Genomic DNA, 18,861 nt, shown 5'->3' on the forward strand with positions numbered 1-18,861 from the left:
GCCGACCCTAACCGCGGATCGAGAGCTCCACCCCGTCGCCGACGCCGAGCGCCACCGAGCGGTACCCGCCGCCGTCGCGGACGTGCGCCAGGTAGGCGGCGAGCGTGTCCGGGAACAACGACGTGTCGTCGGCGACGACGAGCGCGCCGGCCCGCAGCCGCGGTTCGACCACCGAGAGCACGGGCAGATAGAGCTCGCTCCACCCGTCGAGCAGCAGCAGGTCGACGTCCGACGGCAGATCGCGCAGCGTCTCCAGCGCGTCGCCGACCCGGATCTCGGCGAGGTCGGACAGCCCGCTCGCCGTGAGGTGCGCCCGCGCGGCGTCCGCTTTCGACCGCTCGATCTCGGTGCTGACCACGGTGCCACCGCCGTTGTCCCGCAACGCCGCCGCGAGGAAGACGGTCGAGACGCCGAAGGACGTGCCGAACTCGACGACGGTCCGCGCGCCGGTCGAGCGGACGAGCATCGCGAGCAGCTCGCCGACCTCGCGCGGCACGCTGATCCACGCGTCGCGCAGGTGCGGTGCCAGCTCGGTCTCGCTGACGCCGCCGTCCGGCGCGACCTCGGCGAGCATCGCGTGCAGCTCCGGTTCCTGCGCGTCGGCGGCCGCCAGCATGGCCGCGATCTCCGCCCGTACCGGGCCGCTGTCCAGAGTGGATGTCATGGCGTCGACGCTAGGTGGAGGTAGAGTTGAGCGACAGTTACGAGTACTGAAAGTAGAGTTGCACACCGTGCAATCCACGGCGGACCTCAACCTGCTGGCGGTCCTCGACGCCCTGCTCCAGGAGGGCAGCGTCACCGGCGCGGCCCGGCGCCTGCACCTGACCCCGCCCGCGGTCAGCCGCGCCCTGTCCCGGCTGCGCACGGTCACCGGCGACCCGCTGCTCGTCCGGGCCGGCCGGACGCTGGTGCCGACGCCGGCGGCGGAGCGGCTGCGCGGCCCGGCGCACGAGGCGCTCGCGGCCGCGCAGGCGGTGCTCGCCCCGCAGCGCACCCCGTCGGACGCCGAGCTCGAACGGTCCCTGGACGCCGTCCTCGTCGTGCGCACGAGCGGCGACGCCGTGCAGGCGTGGGGCCCCGCGCTGCTGGGGGCCGTCACGACCGCGGCGCCCGGCGTGCGGCTGCGGTTCGTCGGCGAGGGCGACGAGTCCCCGGACCCGTTGCGCGACGGCAGCATCGACCTGGACATCGGCGCTCCCCCTCCGGACGCCCCCGGCGCCGACGAGCTGCACCACGAGACGCTGCTGCGGGACACGATGGTCGTGGTCGGCCGGGCCGACGGCGCGTTCGCCCGCCGCGTCGGCGACCGCTCCCCCACGGCGTCCCCGACCGCGGCGGACCTCGCCGCCGTCCGGCACGTCGCGGCGTCCCGGCGCGGGGTGCTGCGCGGCCCGCTCGACGACGAGCTGGCGCGGCACGGGCTGGAGCGCACCGTCGTCGCCACCGCCCCCGGGTACGTGCCGGCCTGCGCGCTGGCCGCGGACGCGGACCTGGTCTGCCTGGCGCCCGCCCGTCTGGTCGGCACGCTCGCCGTCACCGGCCTCGCGACGTGGCCGTCCCCCGTGCCGTTGCCGCCGGTGCGGATCGGGCAGACCTGGCACCGTCGCACGCACACCGATCCGGCCAGGAGGTGGCTGCGCGACCGCGTCCGGGACACGATCGCCCCGGGCGGGTGAGCAGGCCGGGCCGCGGTGCCGGGGCTACCCTCGCCCGCATGGCCGCCAACCGGGTGTTCGTCGCGCGCATGGCCGGCCTGGCCGTGTTCGGGCCCGACGGCGAGCGCATCGGCAAGGTCCGCGACGTCGTCGTGGCCCTGCGGGTGGACGCGAGCCCGCCGCGGGTGTTGGGGCTGGTGGTCGACCTGTCCAGCAGGCGCCGGATCTTCGTGCCGATGCTGCGGGTCGCGGACATCGACTCGGCGGCGGTCACGCTGGCCAGCGGCTCGGTGAACCTGCGGTCGTTCGACCAGCGACCGAACGAGACGCTCGTGCTGGGCCAGCTGCTGGACACCCGGGTCACGCTGCGCGACTCCGGTATCGAGGGCGTCGTCGCGGACGCCGGGATCGAGCCGACCCGGTCCCGGGACTGGGTGATCGGCCGGGTCGCGGTGCGGACGCGGCGGTCGCGGCTGTCCCGGCGCGGGCAGGTCGAGGTACTCGCCTGGGACGCGGTACAGGGTCTCGCGCTGGGCGAGTCGCAGGGCACCGACCGGCTGCTCGCCGTGTTCGGGACGATGCGCCCGGCCGACGTCGCGAACGCGCTGTCCGAGCTGCCGCGCAAGCGCCAGCAGGAGGTCGTCGACGGGCTCGACGACGAGCGGCTGGCCGACGTGTTCGAGGAGCTCTCCGAGTCCGACCAGCAGGTGCTGCTCGGGTTCCTGGACTCCGAGCGGGCCGCCGACGTGCTCGAGGCCATGTCCCCGGACGACGCGGCGGACCTGCTCGGCGAGCTGCCGGACGAGGAGGCCGGGCGGCTGCTGGCGCTCATGGAGCCGGACGAGTCGGAGCCGGTGCGACGGCTGCTGCGGTACGAGTGGAACACCGCGGGCGGCCTGATGACCCCGGAACCGATCGTGCTGACGCCGGACGCGACCGTCGCCGAGGCGCTCGCCCGGGTCCGCAACCCGGACATCCCGCCCGCGCTGGCCAGCATGGTGTTCGTCTGCCGTCCCCCGCAGGCCACGCCGACCGGGCGCTACCTCGGCTGCGTGCACGCCCAGCAGCTGCTGCGGGCGGCGCCGTTCGAGCTGGTCGCCGGCATCGTCGACGCCGAGCTGGCGCAGCTCGGCCCGGACGCGCCGCTCGGCGAGGTGACCCGCTACTTCGCGACGTACAACCTCGTCGCAGGCCCGGTCGTCGACCCGCAGGACCACCTGCTCGGCGCCGTCACCGTGGACGACGTGCTGGACCACCTGCTCCCGACCGGCTGGCGCGACCAGGAGGATCCACCGCTGGACGTCCCCGAGGTCGCCTCGGAGGTCGCCGGCGAGGTCGCTGCCGGGGTCGGTCAGGAGGAGGTGGCCGATGCCTGAGGCACAGCCGGGCAGGCGGCTCGACCAGCCGCTGGTCGCGCGGCGCCGGTTCGAGGTGGACCCCGACGGGTTCGCCCGGTTCTCCGAGAGGATCGCGCGGTTCCTGGGCACCGGGCGGTTCCTGGCCATCCAGAGCGTGGTCGTCGCGGTGTGGATCGCGCTGAACCTGATCGCCTGGCGGATCCAGTGGGACCCGTACCCGTTCATCCTGCTCAACCTCGCGTTCTCCACGCAGGCGGCGTACGCGGCGCCGCTGATCCTGCTGGCCCAGAACCGGCAGGACGACCGGGACCGGATCGCGCTGGACGAGGACCGCCGTCGCGCGGAGCGGACGAAGGCCGACACCGAGTACCTGGCCCGCGAGCTGGCGGCGCTGCGCCTGGCGGTCGGCGAGATGGCGACCCGCGACTACCTGCGCGGGGAGCTGGAGAAGCTGTCCGTCCAGATCCAGGACGCGCTCGACGGACGCGACGGCACCGACCCGTCGTCGACGTCGTCGCGGCGTCCGGAACGCCGCCGTCCGGACAAGCCGCGGGAGAAGAAGGACCGCGACAAGCCACGGGACAACCACCGCGACCGGGACGACCACCACCACGTCGGCGACGGACGGTTCAGGGGACCAGCTTCCGGGTGACCCGCTCGAGGTCGGCCAGGTCGTCCTCGTCGAGCTGTTCGGCGAAGTGCACGCGGATGCCGCGCAGGTGGGTGACCGCCGCCGTCCGCAGCCGGTTCAGTCCCTGCTCGGTGAGCTCGGCCGCGACGCCGCGGCCGTCGTCGGCCACCCGGGACCGCGCGACGAGCCCGACCTTCTCCAACCGGTCCACCAGCCGCGTCACGCCGGAGCGGGACAGCAGCACGGCGTCCGCGAGCTCCGTCATCCGCAGGCGACGGCCCGGGGCCTCGGAGAGCTGGACGAGCACGTCGTAGGCGGCGAGCGAGAGCTGCTGCTCGATCTCCAGCTCGCCCTCGAGCGTCTTCGTGATCGCCGCGTGGGCGCGCAGGAAGCTGCGCCAGGACGCCATCTCGGTCGGCGTCGGCACCACCCTGCGGTGTTCCGGATCCCGCGTCCGGGGCGTGTCGACACTCTCACTCACGGTCGTGATGCTACGGACACGCCGGAGTCTCCCGGCCTCCACGTAGCATGGGTGTGTCGCGATGCGGCCTTCACCGTCCGGCCCGCGACCCACCATTGGCGAGAGGTCTGAGCGCAGCGCATGTCCGTCATCGGCAACACCAGCACCGAGACCGTCGAGCAGGGTGTCCGCGCCGCACTCGGCGCGGTCGAGGACCCGGAGATCCACAAGCCGATCACCGAGCTCGGGATGGTCAAGAGCGTCGCCGTCTCGGCCGACGGCCTGGCGCAGGTGGGCGTCTACCTCACGGTGGCCGGCTGCCCGATGCGCGAGACGATCACCTCGCGGGTCACCGACGCCGTCTCGAAGGTCCCGGGCGTCTCGCGCGTCGAGGTCGAGCTGGACGTGATGAGCGACGAGCAGCGCACCGAGCTGCGGAAGAGCCTGCGCGGCGACACCGAGGAGCCGGTCATCCCGTTCGCCCAGCCCGGGTCGCTGACCCGCGTGTTCTGCGTGGCGTCCGGCAAGGGCGGCGTCGGCAAGTCGTCGGTGACGGTCAACCTCGCGGCCGCGATGGCCCAACGCGGGTTGAAGGTCGGCGTCGTCGACGCGGACATCTACGGCCACTCGGTGCCGCGGATGCTCGGCGCGGCCGACCGGCCGACGAAGGTCGAGAACATGATCATGCCGCCGCAGTCGCACGGCGTGAAGGTGATCTCGATCGGCATGTTCACCGACGGCAACACCCCGGTCGTCTGGCGCGGCCCGATGCTGCACCGCGCATTGCAGCAGTTCCTGGCCGACGTGTTCTGGGGCGACCTGGACGTGCTGCTGCTCGACCTGCCGCCCGGCACCGGCGACATCGCCATTTCCACCGCGCAGCTCGTGCCGAACGCGGAGCTGCTGGTCGTGACGACGCCGCAGCAGGCGGCCGCCGAGGTCGCCGAGCGTGCCGGGTCGATCGCCCTGCAGACGCGTCAGCGGCTGGCCGGCGTCGTGGAGAACATGTCCTGGATGGAGATGCCCGACGGCACCCGGATGGACGTGTTCGGCACCGGCGGCGGTCAGACCGTCGCCGACTCGCTGTCCCGCTCGATCGGCGCGACCGTGCCGCTGCTCGGCCAGATCCCGCTGGAGCCGAAGGTCCGGGAGTGCGGCGACGACGGCACCCCGATCGTGCTCGCCGACCCGGACGCCGCGAGCGCCAAGGCCCTGAACGGCGTGGCCGACTCGCTGACCAGCCGCGCCCGCGGCCTGGCCGGGATGAGCCTGAACATCTCGCCGGTCCGCAAGTAACCCCGCCCCTTCCCGCCCCGCCCCGCCCCGCGCGCGGGTGGGATGGGAGCGGGGCGCGGGGCGCTCAGCTCAGGGCGTCGTTCAGGGCCTTCGTCCACAGGGCCAGGCCCTCGTCGACCTGCTCGGACGTGACCACCAGCGGCGGGATCATGCGCACGACGTTGCCCTGCACGCCGCAGGTCAGCAGCAGCAGGCCCTGGGCCGCGGCGGCCGCGTGCACCTTCGCCGCGGTGGCGCCGTCCGGGTTCCCGTTGGCGTCGACGAACTCGATGCCGACCATCAGGCCGCGCCCGCGGATGTCGCCGATCGCGCCGATGCCCTCGGCCGCCTCGCGCACGCCCGCGACGAGCTTCTCGCCCTGCACCCGCGCGTTCTCGACGAGGCCCTCCTCCTGCACGACCTCCAGCACCGCGATCGCCGCCGCGCACGCCACGGCGTTGCCGCCGTAGGTGCCGCCCTGCGAGCCCGGCCAGGCCTTCTCCATCAGGGCCTTCGGCGCCGCGATCGCGGACAGCGGGAAGCCGGAGGCCAGGCCCTTCGCCGTGACGATGATGTCCGGCGTGAGGCCGTCGACGTGCTGGTGGCCCCAGAACCGGCCGGTGCGGCCGTAGCCGGTCTGCACCTCGTCGGCGATGAACAGGATGCCGTGCCGGTCGGCGCGCTCGCGCAGGCCCTGCAGGAACCGCGCGGGCGTCGGGACGTACCCGCCCTCCCCGAGCACCGGCTCGACGATGAACGCGGCGACGTCGGACGCCGGAGCGGTGCTGGCCAGGACCCGGTCCAGCTCGCGCAGCGCGAAGTCGACGGCCTGGTCCTCGGTCCAGCCGTAGCGGTACGCGTAGGGGAACGGGGCGAACGCGACGCCGCCCATCATCGGGCCGATCCCGGCGCGGATCTTGGCTCCGGACGTGGTCAGCGCCGCGGCGCCCATCGTGCGGCCGTGGAACCCGCCGTCGAACGCGATGATCGTGGAGCGCCCGGTGGCCTGGCGGGCCAGCCGCACGGACGCCTCGACGGCCTCGGAACCGGAGTTGACGAAGAACACCGAGTCGATGCCGTCGGGCAGCACCTCGCCCATCTTCTCGACGAGCGTGAGCAGCGGCTGGTGCATGACGGTCGTGTACTGGCCGTGGATCAGCGTGGCGACCTGCTCCTGCGCGGCCGCGACCACCTTCGGGTGGCAGTGCCCGGTGGAGGTGACGCCGATGCCCGCGGTGAAGTCGAGGTACCTGCGGCCGTCGGTGTCGTAGAGGTAGACGCCCTCGCCTCGGGCGGCCTGGACCGGGGTGGCCTGCTTGAGCTGCGGGGCGAGCTGTGCCATGTCGTGGGGCTCCTGGAGGTCGCGGTCGGACATTGTCAGGTTGTCGACAATCCTGATGGAAGCATGACGTGGCGCGGCGAGCAACCCTCGCGGCTCACGACACCAGCGCGACGACCCCGATCATCGCGGGGACGCCGACGATCGTGGTGGTCAGCGCCGCGTCCCTGGCGAGCGTGACGCCGCGGTCGTAGCGCACGGCGTAGCCGAACACGTTCTGCGCCGTCGGGAGCGCGGCGCACACGACGGCGGCCAGCAGCGGCGTGCCGGTCAGCCCGAGCACCGGCCCCGCGACCACCCACGCCAGCGCCGGGTGCGCGACGTTCTTGATCGCCACGACTGTCCACAGCGACGGGCCGATCTCCCCCGCGCCGGGCCGCGCGGCGCCGTTGAGCGAGATCCCGAACGCGAGCAGCATGCCCGGCACGGCCAGGTCCGCGATCAGCTGCAGCGGGGCGCCGACCGGCTCCGGGACCGGCAGTCCGGTGCCGGACACGATCAGACCGGCCGCCGTCGCGATCGCGATCGGGTTGCGCAGCGGCGCGGTCAGCGTGCGTATCCAGGACGGGCGTTCCCCGGCCGAGTCCCGGTCCGGCAGCACGTCGAGCAGCGTCGTGAACACCGGCGTCAGCACGGCGAGCTGGAACAGCAGGATCGGTGCGACGGCCGCCGCGTCCCCGATCACGTAGACGGCGATCGGCAGGCCGAGGTTGCCGGCGTTGACGTAGCCGGAGGCCATCGCGCCGACCGCCACCTCGCCTGCCGGACGCCGTCGCAACAGAGCGAACGGCACGTAGAGCAGGCAGGCCAGCGAGCTGGTCACGGCCGTGACCAGCAGGTTCGACGAGAACACGGCGCCGATGTCGGTGCGCGCCAGCGTCGTGAACAGCAGCGCGGGCGTGGCGACGAAGAACGCCGTCCGGGACAGCACCCGCGTCGCGTGCGGACCGAGCACCCCGGCCCGTCCGACCCCGTACCCGACGGCGACGACGATCCCGATGACCAGGAACCCCTCGAGCACGCCGTCCACGTGCCGCGACGCTACGGCGCGCGCCCCCGCGGGTGCCCCGGACCGGTCAAGCGTCACACCCCGCCGCGCACCCGATCCGTCGTGCCGCACCCGCGCCCGGCGTGTCGCACCGGCTGCAACGGGTGCGGCACGCCGACACGGGGTGCGACACGCCGACACGGGCGCGCGGGCGCCAGGCGAGGTGCGCGGCGTCAGCCGGGGGCGGGAACGACGTCCGGCATCGCCGCCAGGATCCGCGTCACGGCGTCGTTCATGTGCGCCTCCAGGCGCGTGAGGAGCCGCTCCGTGTCCCCGTCGCGGACGGCGTCGCGCAGCACCCGGTGCTCGTCGACGAGGTCCGGTGCGGGCGGCCCGGTGTCCTGCAGCGCCGCCAGGCACATCCGGGTCTCGACGAGCAGGCCGTCGGTCATCCGGCGCAGGCGCGGGCTCCCGGAGGCCGCGACGAGCTCGGCGTGGAAGTCGTGGTCGGCGTCGGCCAGCGCGACCGGGTCGCCGGCCCGGGCCGCCGCCTCCATCGCGGCCAGCGCTCCGGTGAGGCGCCGCGCCGCCGCGGACCGGTCCCCCGCGACGACGAGCAGCGCCGCGGCCCGCTCCACGGCCGTGCGGGCGATGTAGACGTCCCGCACGTCGTCGGCGCCCAGCTCGCGCACGAACAGCCCGCGGTGCCGCTCGCTGCGCAGCAGGCCCTCCGCGACGAGCCGTTGCATCGCCTCGCGCAGCGGCCCGCGGCTGACGCCGAGCCGCGCGGCGAGGTCCACCTCGCCGAGCTGCGTGCCCGGTCCGAACGTGCCGCGCATGATCGCCGTCCGGATCCGGTCCGCGACGATCTCCGCGGTGGAGCGTCTGCTGACCGGCTCGAGCTCGCTCATCTCGAGACCCATCGCGGCTCAGCCCTTCCGGAAAAGGGTTCCGAGGCCGTCGCGATGCACGTCCGATCCGGCCAGCCGCAGCCCCTGCCAGATGCTGACCTGGTTGGCTGTCAGCACCGGCTTCCCGACCCGCTCCTCCAGCGCGTCCAGCACGTCGACGGTGTGCAACGCCGTGTCCGGCAACAGGATCGCCTCGGCGTCCTGCGCGTCCCCGGACACCGCCTCCGCGAAGTCCAGCACCACGTCGCCGGGCAGCGTCCCGACCTCGGCCGCCGTGATGATGTCGCGCGCCGACATGGTCAGCACCGAGATGTCGTGGTGGGTCAGGAACTGCACGAACCGGCCGGCGACGTCCGGCGGGTACGTCGCCCCGACGGCCACCGAGGACACCCCGAGCGCCCGGCACGCGTCGACGAACGCGAACGACGTGCTCGACGCGGGCACCCCGGCGACCTTCTGCAGCCGCGCGACCTGGTCCCGCGCTCCGGAGACGCCGAACACGAAGCTGCCCGACGTGCAGGCCCAGACGATCGAGTCGAGCCCTTCCGACGCGAGCGAGCGCGCGCCGGCGCCCAGCACGTCGTCACCGCCGATGTCGAGCAGCGCGTCGACCCGGTGGGCGTCCTCGCGCATCTCGGTGTGCACCAGCGCGAGCCGCGACGAGTCCGTCAGCAGCTTCTCGGCGCGGGGGTAGTCGTCCTCGGCGGAGTATCCGGGGTACAGGATGCCGACCGTCGTACTCATATTGTCGACAATCCTACGGATTCCGCCGGGAGGCAAGTCTGCGGATCACCCGGCTTCCACGACGCGAGCAACCGGCCGCCGCCGACAGCGGCACGGTCGATCTTGCGGCAGGCGTCCCACATCGTGACCTGGTTCGCCGTCAGCACCGGCTTGCCGAGCGCCTGCTCCAGCGGCTCGATCACGTCGTAGGTCGGCAGGTTCGTGCAGCTGATGAACAGCGCCTGCGCCTCCGGGCGGTCCACCTGCCTCACGATGTCGACGACCTGGGCGTACGTCGTGCGCCAGATGTTGCCGATCAGCCCGAGCCCCTCGCTCGCGACGGTCTGGACGCGGTGCTCCGCCAGGAACGTCACGAGCCGCTCGGTCACGGCCGGGATGTACGGCGTCGCGATCGCCAGCCGCTCGACGCCCAGGACGGCGAGCGCCTCCACGAGCGCACCGCTCGTCGTCGACGCCTTGGGTGCGCCGGCGTCCAGGATCGTGCGGTGCAGCACGTACTCGGCCGCGGCACCCGCCACGAAGCTGCCGGACGTGCAGGCGTAGCTGACCACGCCGGGGCGCGGCGTGAGCACGTCGCGGGTGGCCCGCCGGACCGGCCTGCGGTCGGCGATCGCGACGGCCATGTCCACCGTCATCGGCGTCGTCAGGTACGGCATCCGGGTCAGGTACAGCGACACGTCGTCCGGCGCCCAGCGCCACAGCTCGCGGTCGAGCGCGAAGTCGAACGGCGCGATCATCCCGATGCCGGGCGGGTCGTCGGACGGGCCGGGAGCAGCCGCCGCCTCCTGCGCGAGACCGACGGACAGCTCGGCGGGCATCAGCCCTCGAGCCGGGAGTACACGAGACGCTCGCCGACGCTCCCGGACCGCCACACGTCGTGGCAGGCCGTCGCGATCGCGTCGAGCCCCTCGGTGATGGACGCCCACACGTTGCCGGGCACCCAGCCCACGTCGCCGTTGAGCAGGAGGTTGTTGCGCCCGTAGAAGATCGCCAGGTCGATCCCGCCCGCGTCGGCGTCGATGCCCTGGTCGTCCTTGAACGCGGCGTCGAGCATGCCGCCGTGGAAGTCGAAGTAGCAGACGTCGCCGGGGATCGGCGTGACCGTCGGGTTCTCCTGCCCGATGCGCGGGCCGAACCGCGGCACGATCGTGTAGACCTCGTTGCGCGCGTACTTGGCGTGCTGCGCGTCGCCCCCCATCGGGCCGCCGGCGAGCGCCTCCCACACGGCCGCGCACGTGCGCGGCGCCTGCTTCTCGAGGAGCTCGGCCGTGCACGCCACGCCGCGCTTCTCCAGCTCGATTCTGATCAACTTGGGCACGGGAGATCCCCCTGGGAACGTACGGGATGTGTGGGTGACCTCCGCCGCTCGTGAGTCGCGCGCACCCGGCACCGAACGCAGCAGATTGTTGACAACGATAGTGGCGCTTCCTAGCGTGTCAACGCCTCCCCGCCCACCGTGATAAGGATCTTCATTTGACCATCGGCGCAGGTCAGGGCGCTCCGACGATCACCGTCCTGCACGGTGGAGATCACCCGCCGGGCCTCGAGGCACAGACGGGTGACGCACGTCTCCGGTTCGCTGACGACGCGGCGTCGCTGGCCGAGGCCCTCCCCGGTTCCGACGTCCTGCTCACCTGGGACTTCCTGTCCGGCTCCGTGCGCGACGCGTGGGTCGCCGCGGACGCGGGGGCGAGCGTGCGATGGGTGCACACCGCCAGCGCGGGCGTGGACAAGGTCGCGTTCCCGGAGCTGCTCGCGTCCGACGCCGTGCTCACGAACTCGCGCGGCGTGTTCGACCGGCCGATGGCCGAGTGGGTGCTGGGCGCGATCCTCGCGTTCGCGAAGGACCTGCCGCGCACGCTGTCCCTGCAGCGCGAGCGCACCTGGCGCCACCGCGAGACCGAGCCGGTCGCCGGACGGCGGGTGACCGTCGTCGGCAGCGGGCCGATCGGGCACGCGATCACGGACCTGTTGCGCGGCACCGGGATGCACGTCGAGCTGGTCGGACGCACGGCGCGCGACGGCGTGCATGCGTTCGAGGCACTGGACGGGCTGCTGCCGGACACGCAGTACCTCGTGCTGGCCGCCCCGCTCACCGACCAGACGCGCGGCCTGCTGCACGCCGGCACGCTCGCCCGGCTGCCGCACACCGCGCGCGTGATCAACGTCGGGCGCGGGCCACTCGTCGTGCAGGACGATCTGGTGGCCGCGCTGACCGACGGCACGATCGCCGGCGCGGCGCTGGACGTGTTCGAGGTCGAGCCGCTGCCGTCGGAGGATCCACTGTGGGCGATGGAGAACGTGATCGTGTCGCCGCACATGTCCGGCGACATCGTGGGCTGGCGTGACACGCTGGTGGACCTGTTCGTGGACAACCTGACCCGCTACCGCGCGGGGCGGGAGCTGCGCAACGTGGTGGACAAGGAACGCGGCTACGTGAGCACCGGGACGAGCTCGTGAGCCCCGAAGACAGCACCGGGAGTCACTGATGACGGACACGGCGGATCTCAGCGCGACGGAGCTGCTGGCCGGCTACCGCTCCGGCGAGATCTCCCCGGTGCAGGCCACCCGGGACGCGCTGGACCGGATCGAGCGCCACGACGGCGCCGTCAACGCGTTCTGCCTGGTCGACGCGGAGTCGGCGATGGCGCAGGCGAAGGACTCCGAGGCGCGCTGGCAGGCCGGCGAGCCGCGCGGGGCGCTCGACGGCGTCCCGACGTCGATCAAGGACATGCTGCTCACGATCGGGTGGCCGACCCGCCGCGGCTCGACGACCACGAGCCCGGACGGCCCGTTCGAGGTCGACGGCCCCCCGGTCGCCAGGGTGCGCGCCGCGGGCGCCGTGCTGATCGGCAAGAACACGACGCCGGAGCTGGCCTGGAAGGGCGTCACCGACTCGCCGCTGACCGGCGTCACGACGAACCCGTGGAACCCGGCGCTGACGGCGGGCGGCTCGTCAGGGGGCAGCGCCGCGGCCGTCGGGCTCGGCATGGGACAGCTGTCGCTGGGCACCGACGCGGGCGGCTCGGTCCGGATCCCGGCCGCGTTCACCGGCACGGTCGCGCACAAGCCGACCTACGGGCGGATCGCGCACTGGCCGGGCAGCGCGTTCGGCACGCTCGCGCACGTCGGGCCGATGACCCGGACCGTCGACGACGCCGCCCTGCTGCTCGACGTCGTCTCGCAGCCGGACACGCGGGACCCGTGGGTGGCCGACGTGCCGCGCGAGTCCGCCGTCTCCCGGCTCGCCGGCGGCGCGGCGGGCCTGCGGATCGCGTTCAGCCCGACGCTCGGGTTCGCGAACGTGGACCGGGAGGTCGCCGAGCTCGTCGCGGACGCCGTCGAGGTGTTCACCCGGCTCGGCGCGACCGTCGAGCGGGCCGACCCGGGCTTCGACGACCCGATCGACCCCTTCTCGACGCTCTGGTACGCGGCGGCGGCGAAGTCGTTGGAGCCGCTGGACGCCGAGGCGCGGTCCCGGATGGACCCGTCGCTCGTCGCGATCGCCGAGCAGGGCGCCACGACGAGCGCGCTCGACTACCTGGGCGCGATGGCCGTCCGCAACGAGCTCGGCACGCTGATGGGGCGCTTCCACGACGAGTACGACCTGCTGCTCACGCCGGCGCTGCCGATCACGGCGTTCCCCGGCGGGCTGGAGGTGCCGGAGGGCTGGCACCACCCGCGGTGGATGTCCTGGACGCCGTTCACGTACCCGTTCAACATGACCCAGCAGCCCGCCGCGAGCATCCCGTGCGGGTTCACGTCGGAGGGACTGCCGGTCGGCCTGCAGATCGTCGGGCCGCGGTGGTCGGACGCGACCGTGCTGGCCGCGGGGCACGCCTACCAGCAGGCCACCGACCACCACACCCGCCGGCCACCCCTGCTCGGCTGAGCGTCCGGAACGCGATCAGGTCGCGTCGGGGTCGATCGGGGGCCGCTCGTTCGATCCGAGCGGCTTCTGCGGTGCCGCGCCGTTCGGGGCGGGCGGGGTCACCGACGCCGGGGTCCCGTTCGCGGTCGTGGCGTAGCCGTTCGGCTTGACCGGCTCGTCGTCGGAGAACAGCGTGCGGGTGATCGCCCGCTTCGGGTTGAAGTCCCGCAGGCCGCGCAGGTCGTTCAGCGGCTGCTGGAGCTGGTCGAACTCCGGACCGAGCTCCTTGCGCAGGTGGTCGCGGGCGCCGGTGGCGTAGTCCCGCACCTGTTTGATGGCGCTGCCCAGCCAGCGGGCAGCTTCCGGTAGCCGTTCGGGGCCGAGGATGAACAGGCCCGCCACGACGAGTACGAGGATCTCGGCCCAGCCGACGTTCTCGAACACACGGCCAGGTTACGCAGCACGGCCCCTCACTTGGTGCCGAGGGTCGCCGTCACGGTCAGCGGGCGACCCTGCCGGACCACCTCGACCGGCACCGGTTCGCCGGGCTCGTGCTCGCGCACGGCGACGACGAGCTCGTCCGCACCCGCGATGTGGCGCCCGGCGACGCGGACGACGACGTCGCCGTCGAGGATCCCGGCCGCGGCCGCCGGACCACCGGCGACGACGTTCTGGATCTGGGCGCCGTCGGTCGCGCCGTCGGTCACCGACCGGGCGTTGACACCGAGGTCGGCGTGCGCGACCTTCCCGGTCCGGATCAGCTCCTCGGCGATGCCGCGGGCGTCGTCGATCGGGATCGCGAAACCGAGACCGATCGAGCCGCCCTGGCTGCCGCCACCCTGCTCGGCGCCCAGCGAGCGGATCGCCGTGTTGATGCCGACGACGGCGCCGGTCGAGTCCACCAGCGGCCCGCCGGAGTTGCCGGGGTTGATCGCGGCGTCGGTCTGCACGGCATCGATCACCGCGTCCCCCGCGCTGCCCTCCGGGTCGAGGCGCACCGGCCGGTTCACGGCGCTGACGATCCCGACGGTGACCGTTCCGGCCAGCCCGAGCGGCGACCCGATCGCCATCACCCCGTCGCCGACGGCGAGGTCCCCGGAACGCCCGATCGGCGCGACCGTCGGGTTCACCACCGGCACCTTCACGACGGCGAGGTCGGTCATCGGGTCGGCGCCGACGACCTGCGCCGGCACGCGCGACCCGTCGGAGAACACGGCCTCGATCGTGCCGCGCGACGGACCGACCGCCGGCGCGACGACGTGGTTGTTGGTCAGCACATAGCCCTGCGGGTCGATCAACACCCCGGACCCGGTCCCGGCCTCCTGCCCGACCGTCGTCTCCAGCGAGACCACCGACGGCAGCAGCCGCTTCGCCAGGTCCGGCACCGAGCCGGGCGGGCGCTCCTTCGAGTCCTCGGTGGACGCGAGCGTCGCGCCGGGCTCGGTGAGCCCGTCCGCACCGACCGCCGTCCAGTGCCCGACGAGCCCGCCGACGGCACCGACGAGCAGCGCGATCACGCCGAGGATCGCCAGCGCCTTCGGATCGACACGACCGCCGAACAGCACCTCGCGCACGCTCAGCCGGGGCCCGCGCGGGCGCTCCGGTTCCGGCTCGTCCCCGGTCTCGGCCGGTGCGACGCCGGTGACCGGGCTCTCCGGGCTGCGCCACGGGTCGTCGGTCGTGCCACCGGGCCAGAGCGGGTCGGCCGGGTCGCTGCCGTCACCGTTCTCCGAGGGGCCGTGGCCGTTGCGGCCGGGGGTCCGCTGCAGGCCGGCGGCCCCGTCGTCCGGGCGGCCGAACGCGCGGGCGACGGCCGCCGTCGGGGGTGGGGAGGTCGCGAGCGACGAGCGGGATCCGCCGCGCTCCTTCGGTGGCGCGAACGACGAGCGCACGCCGTCCGGTCGCCCGAACGCCGCGCGGTCGGACGGATCGGCCGCGGGCCGCTCGAGTGGCCGGGGGCCGAGGCGGGGCGGTTCGCCCGGTGCGGAGCCGTTCCCGTTCGCCGCGGCGGGCACGTCGCCGGACGCGGCGTCGTCGGGGGTCTCCCGGTCGTCGGTCATCGCCCGATGGACCGCGGGGACATCGAACCGTGCACCAGGACACTCTGCACCGGGATCGGTGAAGTCCGCGTTGTGAAGCGGTGGAGAGGTCAGCGCCCGTCGGTCGGCAGGCCGGCGTTGAGCATCGTCCGCGACGGGCCGGGGGCCGGGGTCTGCGACGGCGCCGGTGCCGGGGTCGGGTTCGTGGCGAAGCGCGCCACCGGGACGGCGTCGACGCCACCCGGTGCGGCCGGTCCGGCCCCGGGCCCCGCCAGGCTGCCGGAGGCGGGCACACCGAACGCCAGCGCACCGATGGCGAGGCCGGAGACCGCCGCACCGGCGCCGAGGCGCATCCGGCGGGTCCGGCGTGCCGACCGGGCGGGACGCTGCAGCGCGACGAACTCGCCGTGCTCGTCCACGGAGAGGCCGGCGGGCGGCGGGGGCAGCTCGGTGTTCTGCGGGATCGCGCAGAGCGAGGACATCAGCGACGACGGCAGCGACGGGCAGTCCGCGCCCCGCAGGGCCGTGCGGGCGCGACGCTGGTCGAGGACGTCGGCGGCGCAGTCCGGGCACCGCCCCAGATGGCGGGTCGCCCGTTCGTGGGGCCCTGCTGCCAGCTCGTCGTCGGCGTACGCGACGACCGCCTCCGGGGTCAGGTGCGCCTCCCCCCAGTCGGGGGCGACGACCTCGAAACGGCGACGTTCGGTCACGGGACCAACTCTGCCACCGGTGGCATGCTTCCGGCCACGTCGGCCGCCCGGTAGCGCTCGAGCGACGCGCGCAGCGCCGTCCGGCCGCGGTGGATCCGGCTGCGCACGGTGCCCAGCTTCACGCCGAGCGTCGCGCCGATCTCCTCGTAGGACAGACCCTCGACGTCGCACAGGACGACGGCGACGCGGAAGTCCGGCGGCAGCTCGTCGAGCGCGGCCTGCAGGTTCGGGTCCAGGTGCGTGACCGAGAAGACCTCCTCCGGCTCCGGGCCACCGCCCGGCAGACGGTCGGTGTCCTCGGGCAGGCCCTCCATCCGGAGGCGGGCACGGCGGCGGACCATGTCCAGGAACAGGTTCGTCGTGATCCGGTGCAACCAGCCCTCGAACGTGCCGGGCTTGTAGCTCGCGAGCGACCGGAACACCCGGATGAACGTCTCCTGGGTGAGGTCCTCGGCGTCGTGCTGGTTGCCGGAGAGGCGGTAGGCCAGGCGGTAGACCCGGTCGGCGTGCTCCCGGACGACCTCGTCCCAGCTCGGCGGCGTCCAGTCGGCCGAGTCGGCCAGCTGCGCGTCCGCCGGGGAGGGGGCGGTCGCGACGGCGCCCGCGGCGCCGGACTCGGGACCAGGATCGGGCATCGGGGTGGGGCACCTCCTGCGGCGGGTCGTGCCTGCCGGTACTGCTCGGTGCTCCGGACGGGTCCGTCCGGTGGCGGGGCGGACCGACGACCCCGGTTCCGCGTTGACAACAGACTGCCCGCTCGGCATGAGGAACATGTGAAACCCGTCTGAGAGAACCCTGTGAATCACCCACGGGCGTGTACGTGCCCACCGGTGGTCATCGGGCCGTTAACCTCCCCGCATGACCCTTCCGGCGAGCGCGTCCGGCCCGGCTGCGGCTCGGGCCGAGACCTACCTCGCCGAGGACGACGGGATCACCCGTGCCCGCGCGCTGAGCCGCTCCGCCGGCGTCGAACCGGTCAGCGCCGCCGCAGGCGCGACGCTCACGCTGCTCGCCGCCGCGGTGTCCGCACGGGCCGTCGTCGAGATCGGGACCGGAGCGGGCGTGAGCGGGCTCTACCTGCTGCGCGGCATGGCCGCCGACGGCACGCTGACCTCGATCGACGTCGACCCGGAGCTGCAACGGGCCGCGCGCGCGTCGTTCCTGGGCGCCGGTGCCGGACCGTCGCGGCTGCGGCTGATCAACGGGATGGCGCTGGAGGTGCTGCCGCGCCTGACCGACGGCGGGTACGACCTGATCGTCGCGGACGCCGTGCCCGCGGAGTACCCGGGCTACCTGGACGAGGCCGTGCGGCTGCTGCGCCCTGGCGGGGTGCTGGTGCTCGACGGCATCGTGGCTCCGGACGGCCCGGGGTCGGCCGCGCTGCAGGAGACCGTCGACGCCGTCCGCGACGACGAGCGCCTCGTCTCGGCGCTGCTGCCGGTCGCGGACGGGATGCTCTGCGCCGTCCGGCGCTGACGCCCTGCCGGGTCCGGCGCTCTACCGGGTCCGGCGCTCTACTGGGTCTGGGCGGTCACGCCCTTGCCGAGCACGACGACGCCGCCGCTGGACACCGTGTAGCGCGACCGGTCGGCGGTCAGGTCGACGCCGATCAGCGCGCCCGGCGGTACGACGACGTTCTTGTCCAGGATCGCCCGTCGCACCACGGCGCCGCGGCCGATCTGCACGCCCGGCATGACGACCGAGTCGGAGACCTCGGCGCCGCCGTGCATCATCACGTTCGGGCTGATCACCGACCGGCGCACGATCGCGCCGGAGATGATCGTGCCGGCGCCGACGACGGAGTCCTGCGCGATCCCGCCCTCGACGAACTTGGCCGGGGGCAGCGTGGCCGGCGTGCCGGTGCGGATCGGCCAGCGCTGGTTGTACAGGTTGAAGATCGGGTGCACGGAGACCAGGTCGGTGTGCGCGTCGTAGTAGGCGTCGATCGTCCCGACGTCGCGCCAGTAGCCCGCGTCCCGCTCGGTGGCGCCGGGGACGACGTTGTCGGCGAAGTCGTAGACGTGCGCGGCGCCCTGGTCGACCAGCGCCGGGATGATGTCGCCGCCCATGTCGTGCTCGGAGTCGGAGTTCTCCGCGTCCGCGCGCAGCGTGTCCAGCAGCGCCTCGGTGGAGAACACGTAGTTGCCCATCGAGGCGAACGTGACCTCGGGGTCGTCCGGCACGTGCGGCGGGTCGGACGGTTTCTCCAGGAACTCGGTGATCCGGCCGGTCTCGTCGGAGGCGATGCAGCCGAACGCCTTCGCCTCGGCCCGGGGCACCCGGATCCCGGCGACCGTCACCCCGGCACCGGACTCGATGTGCTGGGAGATCATCTGCGCCGGGTCCATCCGGTACACGTGGTCGGCGCCGAAGACCGCGATGTAGTCGGGCTGGTCGTCGTAGACGAGGTTCAGGCTCTGGAAGATCGCGTCCGCGCTGCCGGTGTACCAGCGGCGGCCGAGCCGCTGCTGCGCCGGCACCGTGGTGATGTACTGGTCGAGCACGCTCGACAAGCGCCACGTCGTCGAGATGTGCCGGTCCAGCGAGTGCGACTTGTACTGGGTCAGCACGCAGATCCGGTCCATCCCGCAGTTCACCAGGTTGGACAGCACGAAGTCGATCAGGCGGTAGTTGCCGCCGAACGGAACGGCCGGTTTCGCGCGGTCCGCGGTCAGCGGCCAGAGCCGTTTGCCCTCACCACCCGCGAGCACGATTCCCAGCACGTTCGCCGAGAGCTTTCCGGACGCGCTCACTCCGCTCACCGCTATCCCCGCTCCGTTCCCGGGTCCGAGGGGCCGTTCACCCGCCGGCCCGCGGCGACGTTTCCCCGCCCGACCCTAGTGCCCGTCGCCGGAGCGGGCCACCACCGCCGCGCGGGGC

20 protein-coding genes are annotated in these 18,861 nt (G+C 73.7%); 7 read left to right on the forward strand and 13 right to left on the reverse strand.

Annotated features, from left to right (window positions below; translation table 11 throughout):
• Window positions 1–7: 7 nt before the first annotated feature.
• Complete coding sequence (locus EV378_RS11615) at window positions 8–664, reverse strand: O-methyltransferase (RefSeq protein WP_132423821.1); 657 nt, start codon at window positions 662–664, stop codon at window positions 8–10.
• A 67-nt stretch (window positions 665–731) separates the two neighbouring features.
• Between EV378_RS11615 and EV378_RS11620 the strand changes: the two genes are divergently transcribed.
• From EV378_RS11620 to EV378_RS11630, 3 genes are read left to right on the forward strand one after another with little or no spacing between them, the layout of a single operon-like run.
• A complete protein-coding gene (locus tag EV378_RS11620; protein WP_165922248.1) occupies window positions 732–1,676 on the forward strand; it encodes a LysR family transcriptional regulator in 945 nt (314 codons plus the stop codon).
• Window positions 1,677–1,714: 38 nt separating this feature from the next.
• The gene (locus EV378_RS11625; RefSeq protein ID WP_132423827.1) at window positions 1,715–3,031 is read left to right on the forward strand and encodes a magnesium transporter MgtE N-terminal domain-containing protein; all 1,317 of its coding nucleotides are present in this window, start codon (window positions 1,715–1,717) and stop codon (window positions 3,029–3,031) included.
• The gene (locus tag EV378_RS11630; RefSeq protein ID WP_132423830.1) at window positions 3,024–3,665 is read left to right on the forward strand and encodes a DUF1003 domain-containing protein; all 642 of its coding nucleotides are present in this window, start codon (window positions 3,024–3,026) and stop codon (window positions 3,663–3,665) included. The genes EV378_RS11625 and EV378_RS11630 overlap by 8 nt, the downstream gene beginning before the upstream one ends.
• Here EV378_RS11630 and EV378_RS11635 read toward each other — a convergent pair.
• Window positions 3,643–4,053 (reverse strand): MarR family winged helix-turn-helix transcriptional regulator, encoded by a 411-nt coding sequence (locus EV378_RS11635; RefSeq protein ID WP_132427763.1) that lies wholly within the window; start codon window positions 4,051–4,053, stop codon window positions 3,643–3,645. The two genes, EV378_RS11630 and EV378_RS11635, sit on opposite strands and share 23 nt — an antisense overlap.
• Window positions 4,054–4,245: 192 nt before the next feature.
• Here EV378_RS11635 and EV378_RS11640 point away from each other — a divergent pair, with 192 nt between their 5' ends.
• On the forward strand, window positions 4,246–5,400 hold the full coding sequence (locus EV378_RS11640; RefSeq protein WP_132423833.1) for an Mrp/NBP35 family ATP-binding protein: 1,155 nt from the start codon (window positions 4,246–4,248) through the stop codon (window positions 5,398–5,400).
• Between the two features lie 64 nt (window positions 5,401–5,464).
• Here EV378_RS11640 and EV378_RS11645 read toward each other — a convergent pair whose 3' ends face one another.
• From EV378_RS11645 to EV378_RS11670, 6 genes are all read right to left on the reverse strand, one after another.
• Window positions 5,465–6,721, reverse strand: coding sequence for an aspartate aminotransferase family protein (locus tag EV378_RS11645; protein ID WP_132423836.1), 1,257 nt, complete (start codon window positions 6,719–6,721; stop codon window positions 5,465–5,467).
• A gap of 94 nt (window positions 6,722–6,815) precedes the next feature.
• Entirely contained in the window at window positions 6,816–7,748 is a 933-nt protein-coding gene (locus tag EV378_RS11650; RefSeq protein ID WP_132423839.1) for an AEC family transporter, read from the reverse strand.
• 191 nt (window positions 7,749–7,939) lie between these two features.
• Window positions 7,940–8,617, reverse strand: a complete 678-nt coding sequence (locus EV378_RS11655; protein WP_132423842.1) for a GntR family transcriptional regulator — start codon at window positions 8,615–8,617, stop codon at window positions 7,940–7,942.
• An 18-nt stretch (window positions 8,618–8,635) separates the two neighbouring features.
• Window positions 8,636–9,361 carry a maleate cis-trans isomerase family protein gene (locus EV378_RS11660; protein ID WP_132423844.1) on the reverse strand — a complete coding sequence of 242 codons (726 nt, stop codon included), beginning with the start codon at window positions 9,359–9,361 and terminating at the stop codon, window positions 8,636–8,638.
• The gene (locus EV378_RS11665; protein ID WP_165922249.1) at window positions 9,358–10,179 is read right to left on the reverse strand and encodes a maleate cis-trans isomerase family protein; all 822 of its coding nucleotides are present in this window, start codon (window positions 10,177–10,179) and stop codon (window positions 9,358–9,360) included. The genes EV378_RS11660 and EV378_RS11665 overlap by 4 nt, the downstream gene beginning before the upstream one ends.
• Window positions 10,179–10,679: a DUF3830 family protein gene (locus tag EV378_RS11670; RefSeq protein ID WP_132423847.1), complete on the reverse strand. Its 501-nt coding sequence runs from the start codon at window positions 10,677–10,679 to the stop codon at window positions 10,179–10,181. The genes EV378_RS11665 and EV378_RS11670 overlap by 1 nt, the downstream gene beginning before the upstream one ends.
• A 155-nt stretch (window positions 10,680–10,834) precedes the next feature.
• On the opposite strand from EV378_RS11670, the gene EV378_RS11675 reads away from it, so the two are divergent.
• Window positions 10,835–11,821 carry a D-2-hydroxyacid dehydrogenase gene (locus EV378_RS11675; RefSeq protein ID WP_132423850.1) on the forward strand — a complete coding sequence of 329 codons (987 nt, stop codon included), beginning with the start codon at window positions 10,835–10,837 and terminating at the stop codon, window positions 11,819–11,821.
• Between the two features lie 28 nt (window positions 11,822–11,849).
• Complete coding sequence (locus EV378_RS11680) at window positions 11,850–13,253, forward strand: amidase (RefSeq protein ID WP_132423852.1); 1,404 nt, start codon at window positions 11,850–11,852, stop codon at window positions 13,251–13,253.
• Window positions 13,254–13,268: 15 nt separating this feature from the next.
• On the opposite strand, the gene tatB is transcribed toward EV378_RS11680, so the two are convergent.
• From tatB to sigE, 4 genes are all read right to left on the reverse strand, one after another.
• Complete coding sequence (tatB, locus tag EV378_RS11685) at window positions 13,269–13,676, reverse strand: Sec-independent protein translocase protein TatB (protein WP_132423855.1); 408 nt, start codon at window positions 13,674–13,676, stop codon at window positions 13,269–13,271.
• 26 nt (window positions 13,677–13,702) lie between these two features.
• On the reverse strand, window positions 13,703–15,292 hold the full coding sequence (locus tag EV378_RS11690; protein WP_132423858.1) for a S1C family serine protease: 1,590 nt from the start codon (window positions 15,290–15,292) through the stop codon (window positions 13,703–13,705).
• An 89-nt stretch (window positions 15,293–15,381) separates the two neighbouring features.
• Complete coding sequence (locus EV378_RS11695; RefSeq protein WP_132423861.1) at window positions 15,382–15,981, reverse strand: anti-sigma factor family protein; 600 nt, start codon at window positions 15,979–15,981, stop codon at window positions 15,382–15,384.
• Window positions 15,978–16,616: an RNA polymerase sigma factor SigE gene (gene sigE / locus EV378_RS11700; RefSeq protein WP_243653396.1), complete on the reverse strand. Its 639-nt coding sequence runs from the start codon at window positions 16,614–16,616 to the stop codon at window positions 15,978–15,980. Before sigE ends, EV378_RS11695 begins: the two co-directional genes overlap by 4 nt.
• A gap of 223 nt (window positions 16,617–16,839) precedes the next feature.
• Here sigE and EV378_RS11705 point away from each other — a divergent pair, with 223 nt between their 5' ends.
• A complete protein-coding gene (locus EV378_RS11705; RefSeq protein ID WP_132423864.1) occupies window positions 16,840–17,457 on the forward strand; it encodes an O-methyltransferase in 618 nt (205 codons plus the stop codon).
• Between the two features lie 38 nt (window positions 17,458–17,495).
• On the opposite strand, the gene glgC is transcribed toward EV378_RS11705, so the two are convergent.
• Complete coding sequence (gene glgC / locus EV378_RS11710; protein ID WP_243653397.1) at window positions 17,496–18,743, reverse strand: glucose-1-phosphate adenylyltransferase; 1,248 nt, start codon at window positions 18,741–18,743, stop codon at window positions 17,496–17,498.
• Window positions 18,744–18,861 lie beyond the last annotated feature (118 nt).

This window comes from Pseudonocardia endophytica, from assembly GCF_004339565.1.
GTDB classification, from domain to species: domain Bacteria; phylum Actinomycetota; class Actinomycetes; order Mycobacteriales; family Pseudonocardiaceae; genus Pseudonocardia; species Pseudonocardia endophytica.

Coding starts and splice junctions, on each gene's coding strand:
- EV378_RS11680 (WP_132423852.1), top strand. CDS start 11,850: ATGACGGACACGGCGGATCTCAGCGCGACGGAGCTGCTGGCCGGCTAC.
- EV378_RS11690 (WP_132423858.1), bottom strand. CDS start 15,292: ATGACCGACGACCGGGAGACCCCCGACGACGCCGCGTCCGGCGACGTG.
- EV378_RS11630 (WP_132423830.1), top strand. CDS start 3,024: ATGCCTGAGGCACAGCCGGGCAGGCGGCTCGACCAGCCGCTGGTCGCG.
- EV378_RS11640 (WP_132423833.1), top strand. CDS start 4,246: ATGTCCGTCATCGGCAACACCAGCACCGAGACCGTCGAGCAGGGTGTC.
- EV378_RS11625 (WP_132423827.1), top strand. CDS start 1,715: ATGGCCGCCAACCGGGTGTTCGTCGCGCGCATGGCCGGCCTGGCCGTG.
- EV378_RS11660 (WP_132423844.1), bottom strand. CDS start 9,361: ATGAGTACGACGGTCGGCATCCTGTACCCCGGATACTCCGCCGAGGAC.
- sigE (WP_243653396.1), bottom strand. CDS start 16,616: ATGCCCGATCCTGGTCCCGAGTCCGGCGCCGCGGGCGCCGTCGCGACC.
- EV378_RS11635 (WP_132427763.1), bottom strand. CDS start 4,053: ATGGCGTCCTGGCGCAGCTTCCTGCGCGCCCACGCGGCGATCACGAAG.
- EV378_RS11655 (WP_132423842.1), bottom strand. CDS start 8,617: ATGAGCGAGCTCGAGCCGGTCAGCAGACGCTCCACCGCGGAGATCGTC.
- EV378_RS11705 (WP_132423864.1), top strand. CDS start 16,840: ATGACCCTTCCGGCGAGCGCGTCCGGCCCGGCTGCGGCTCGGGCCGAG.
- EV378_RS11645 (WP_132423836.1), bottom strand. CDS start 6,721: ATGGCACAGCTCGCCCCGCAGCTCAAGCAGGCCACCCCGGTCCAGGCC.
- EV378_RS11665 (WP_165922249.1), bottom strand. CDS start 10,179: ATGCCCGCCGAGCTGTCCGTCGGTCTCGCGCAGGAGGCGGCGGCTGCT.
- EV378_RS11615 (WP_132423821.1), bottom strand. CDS start 664: ATGACATCCACTCTGGACAGCGGCCCGGTACGGGCGGAGATCGCGGCC.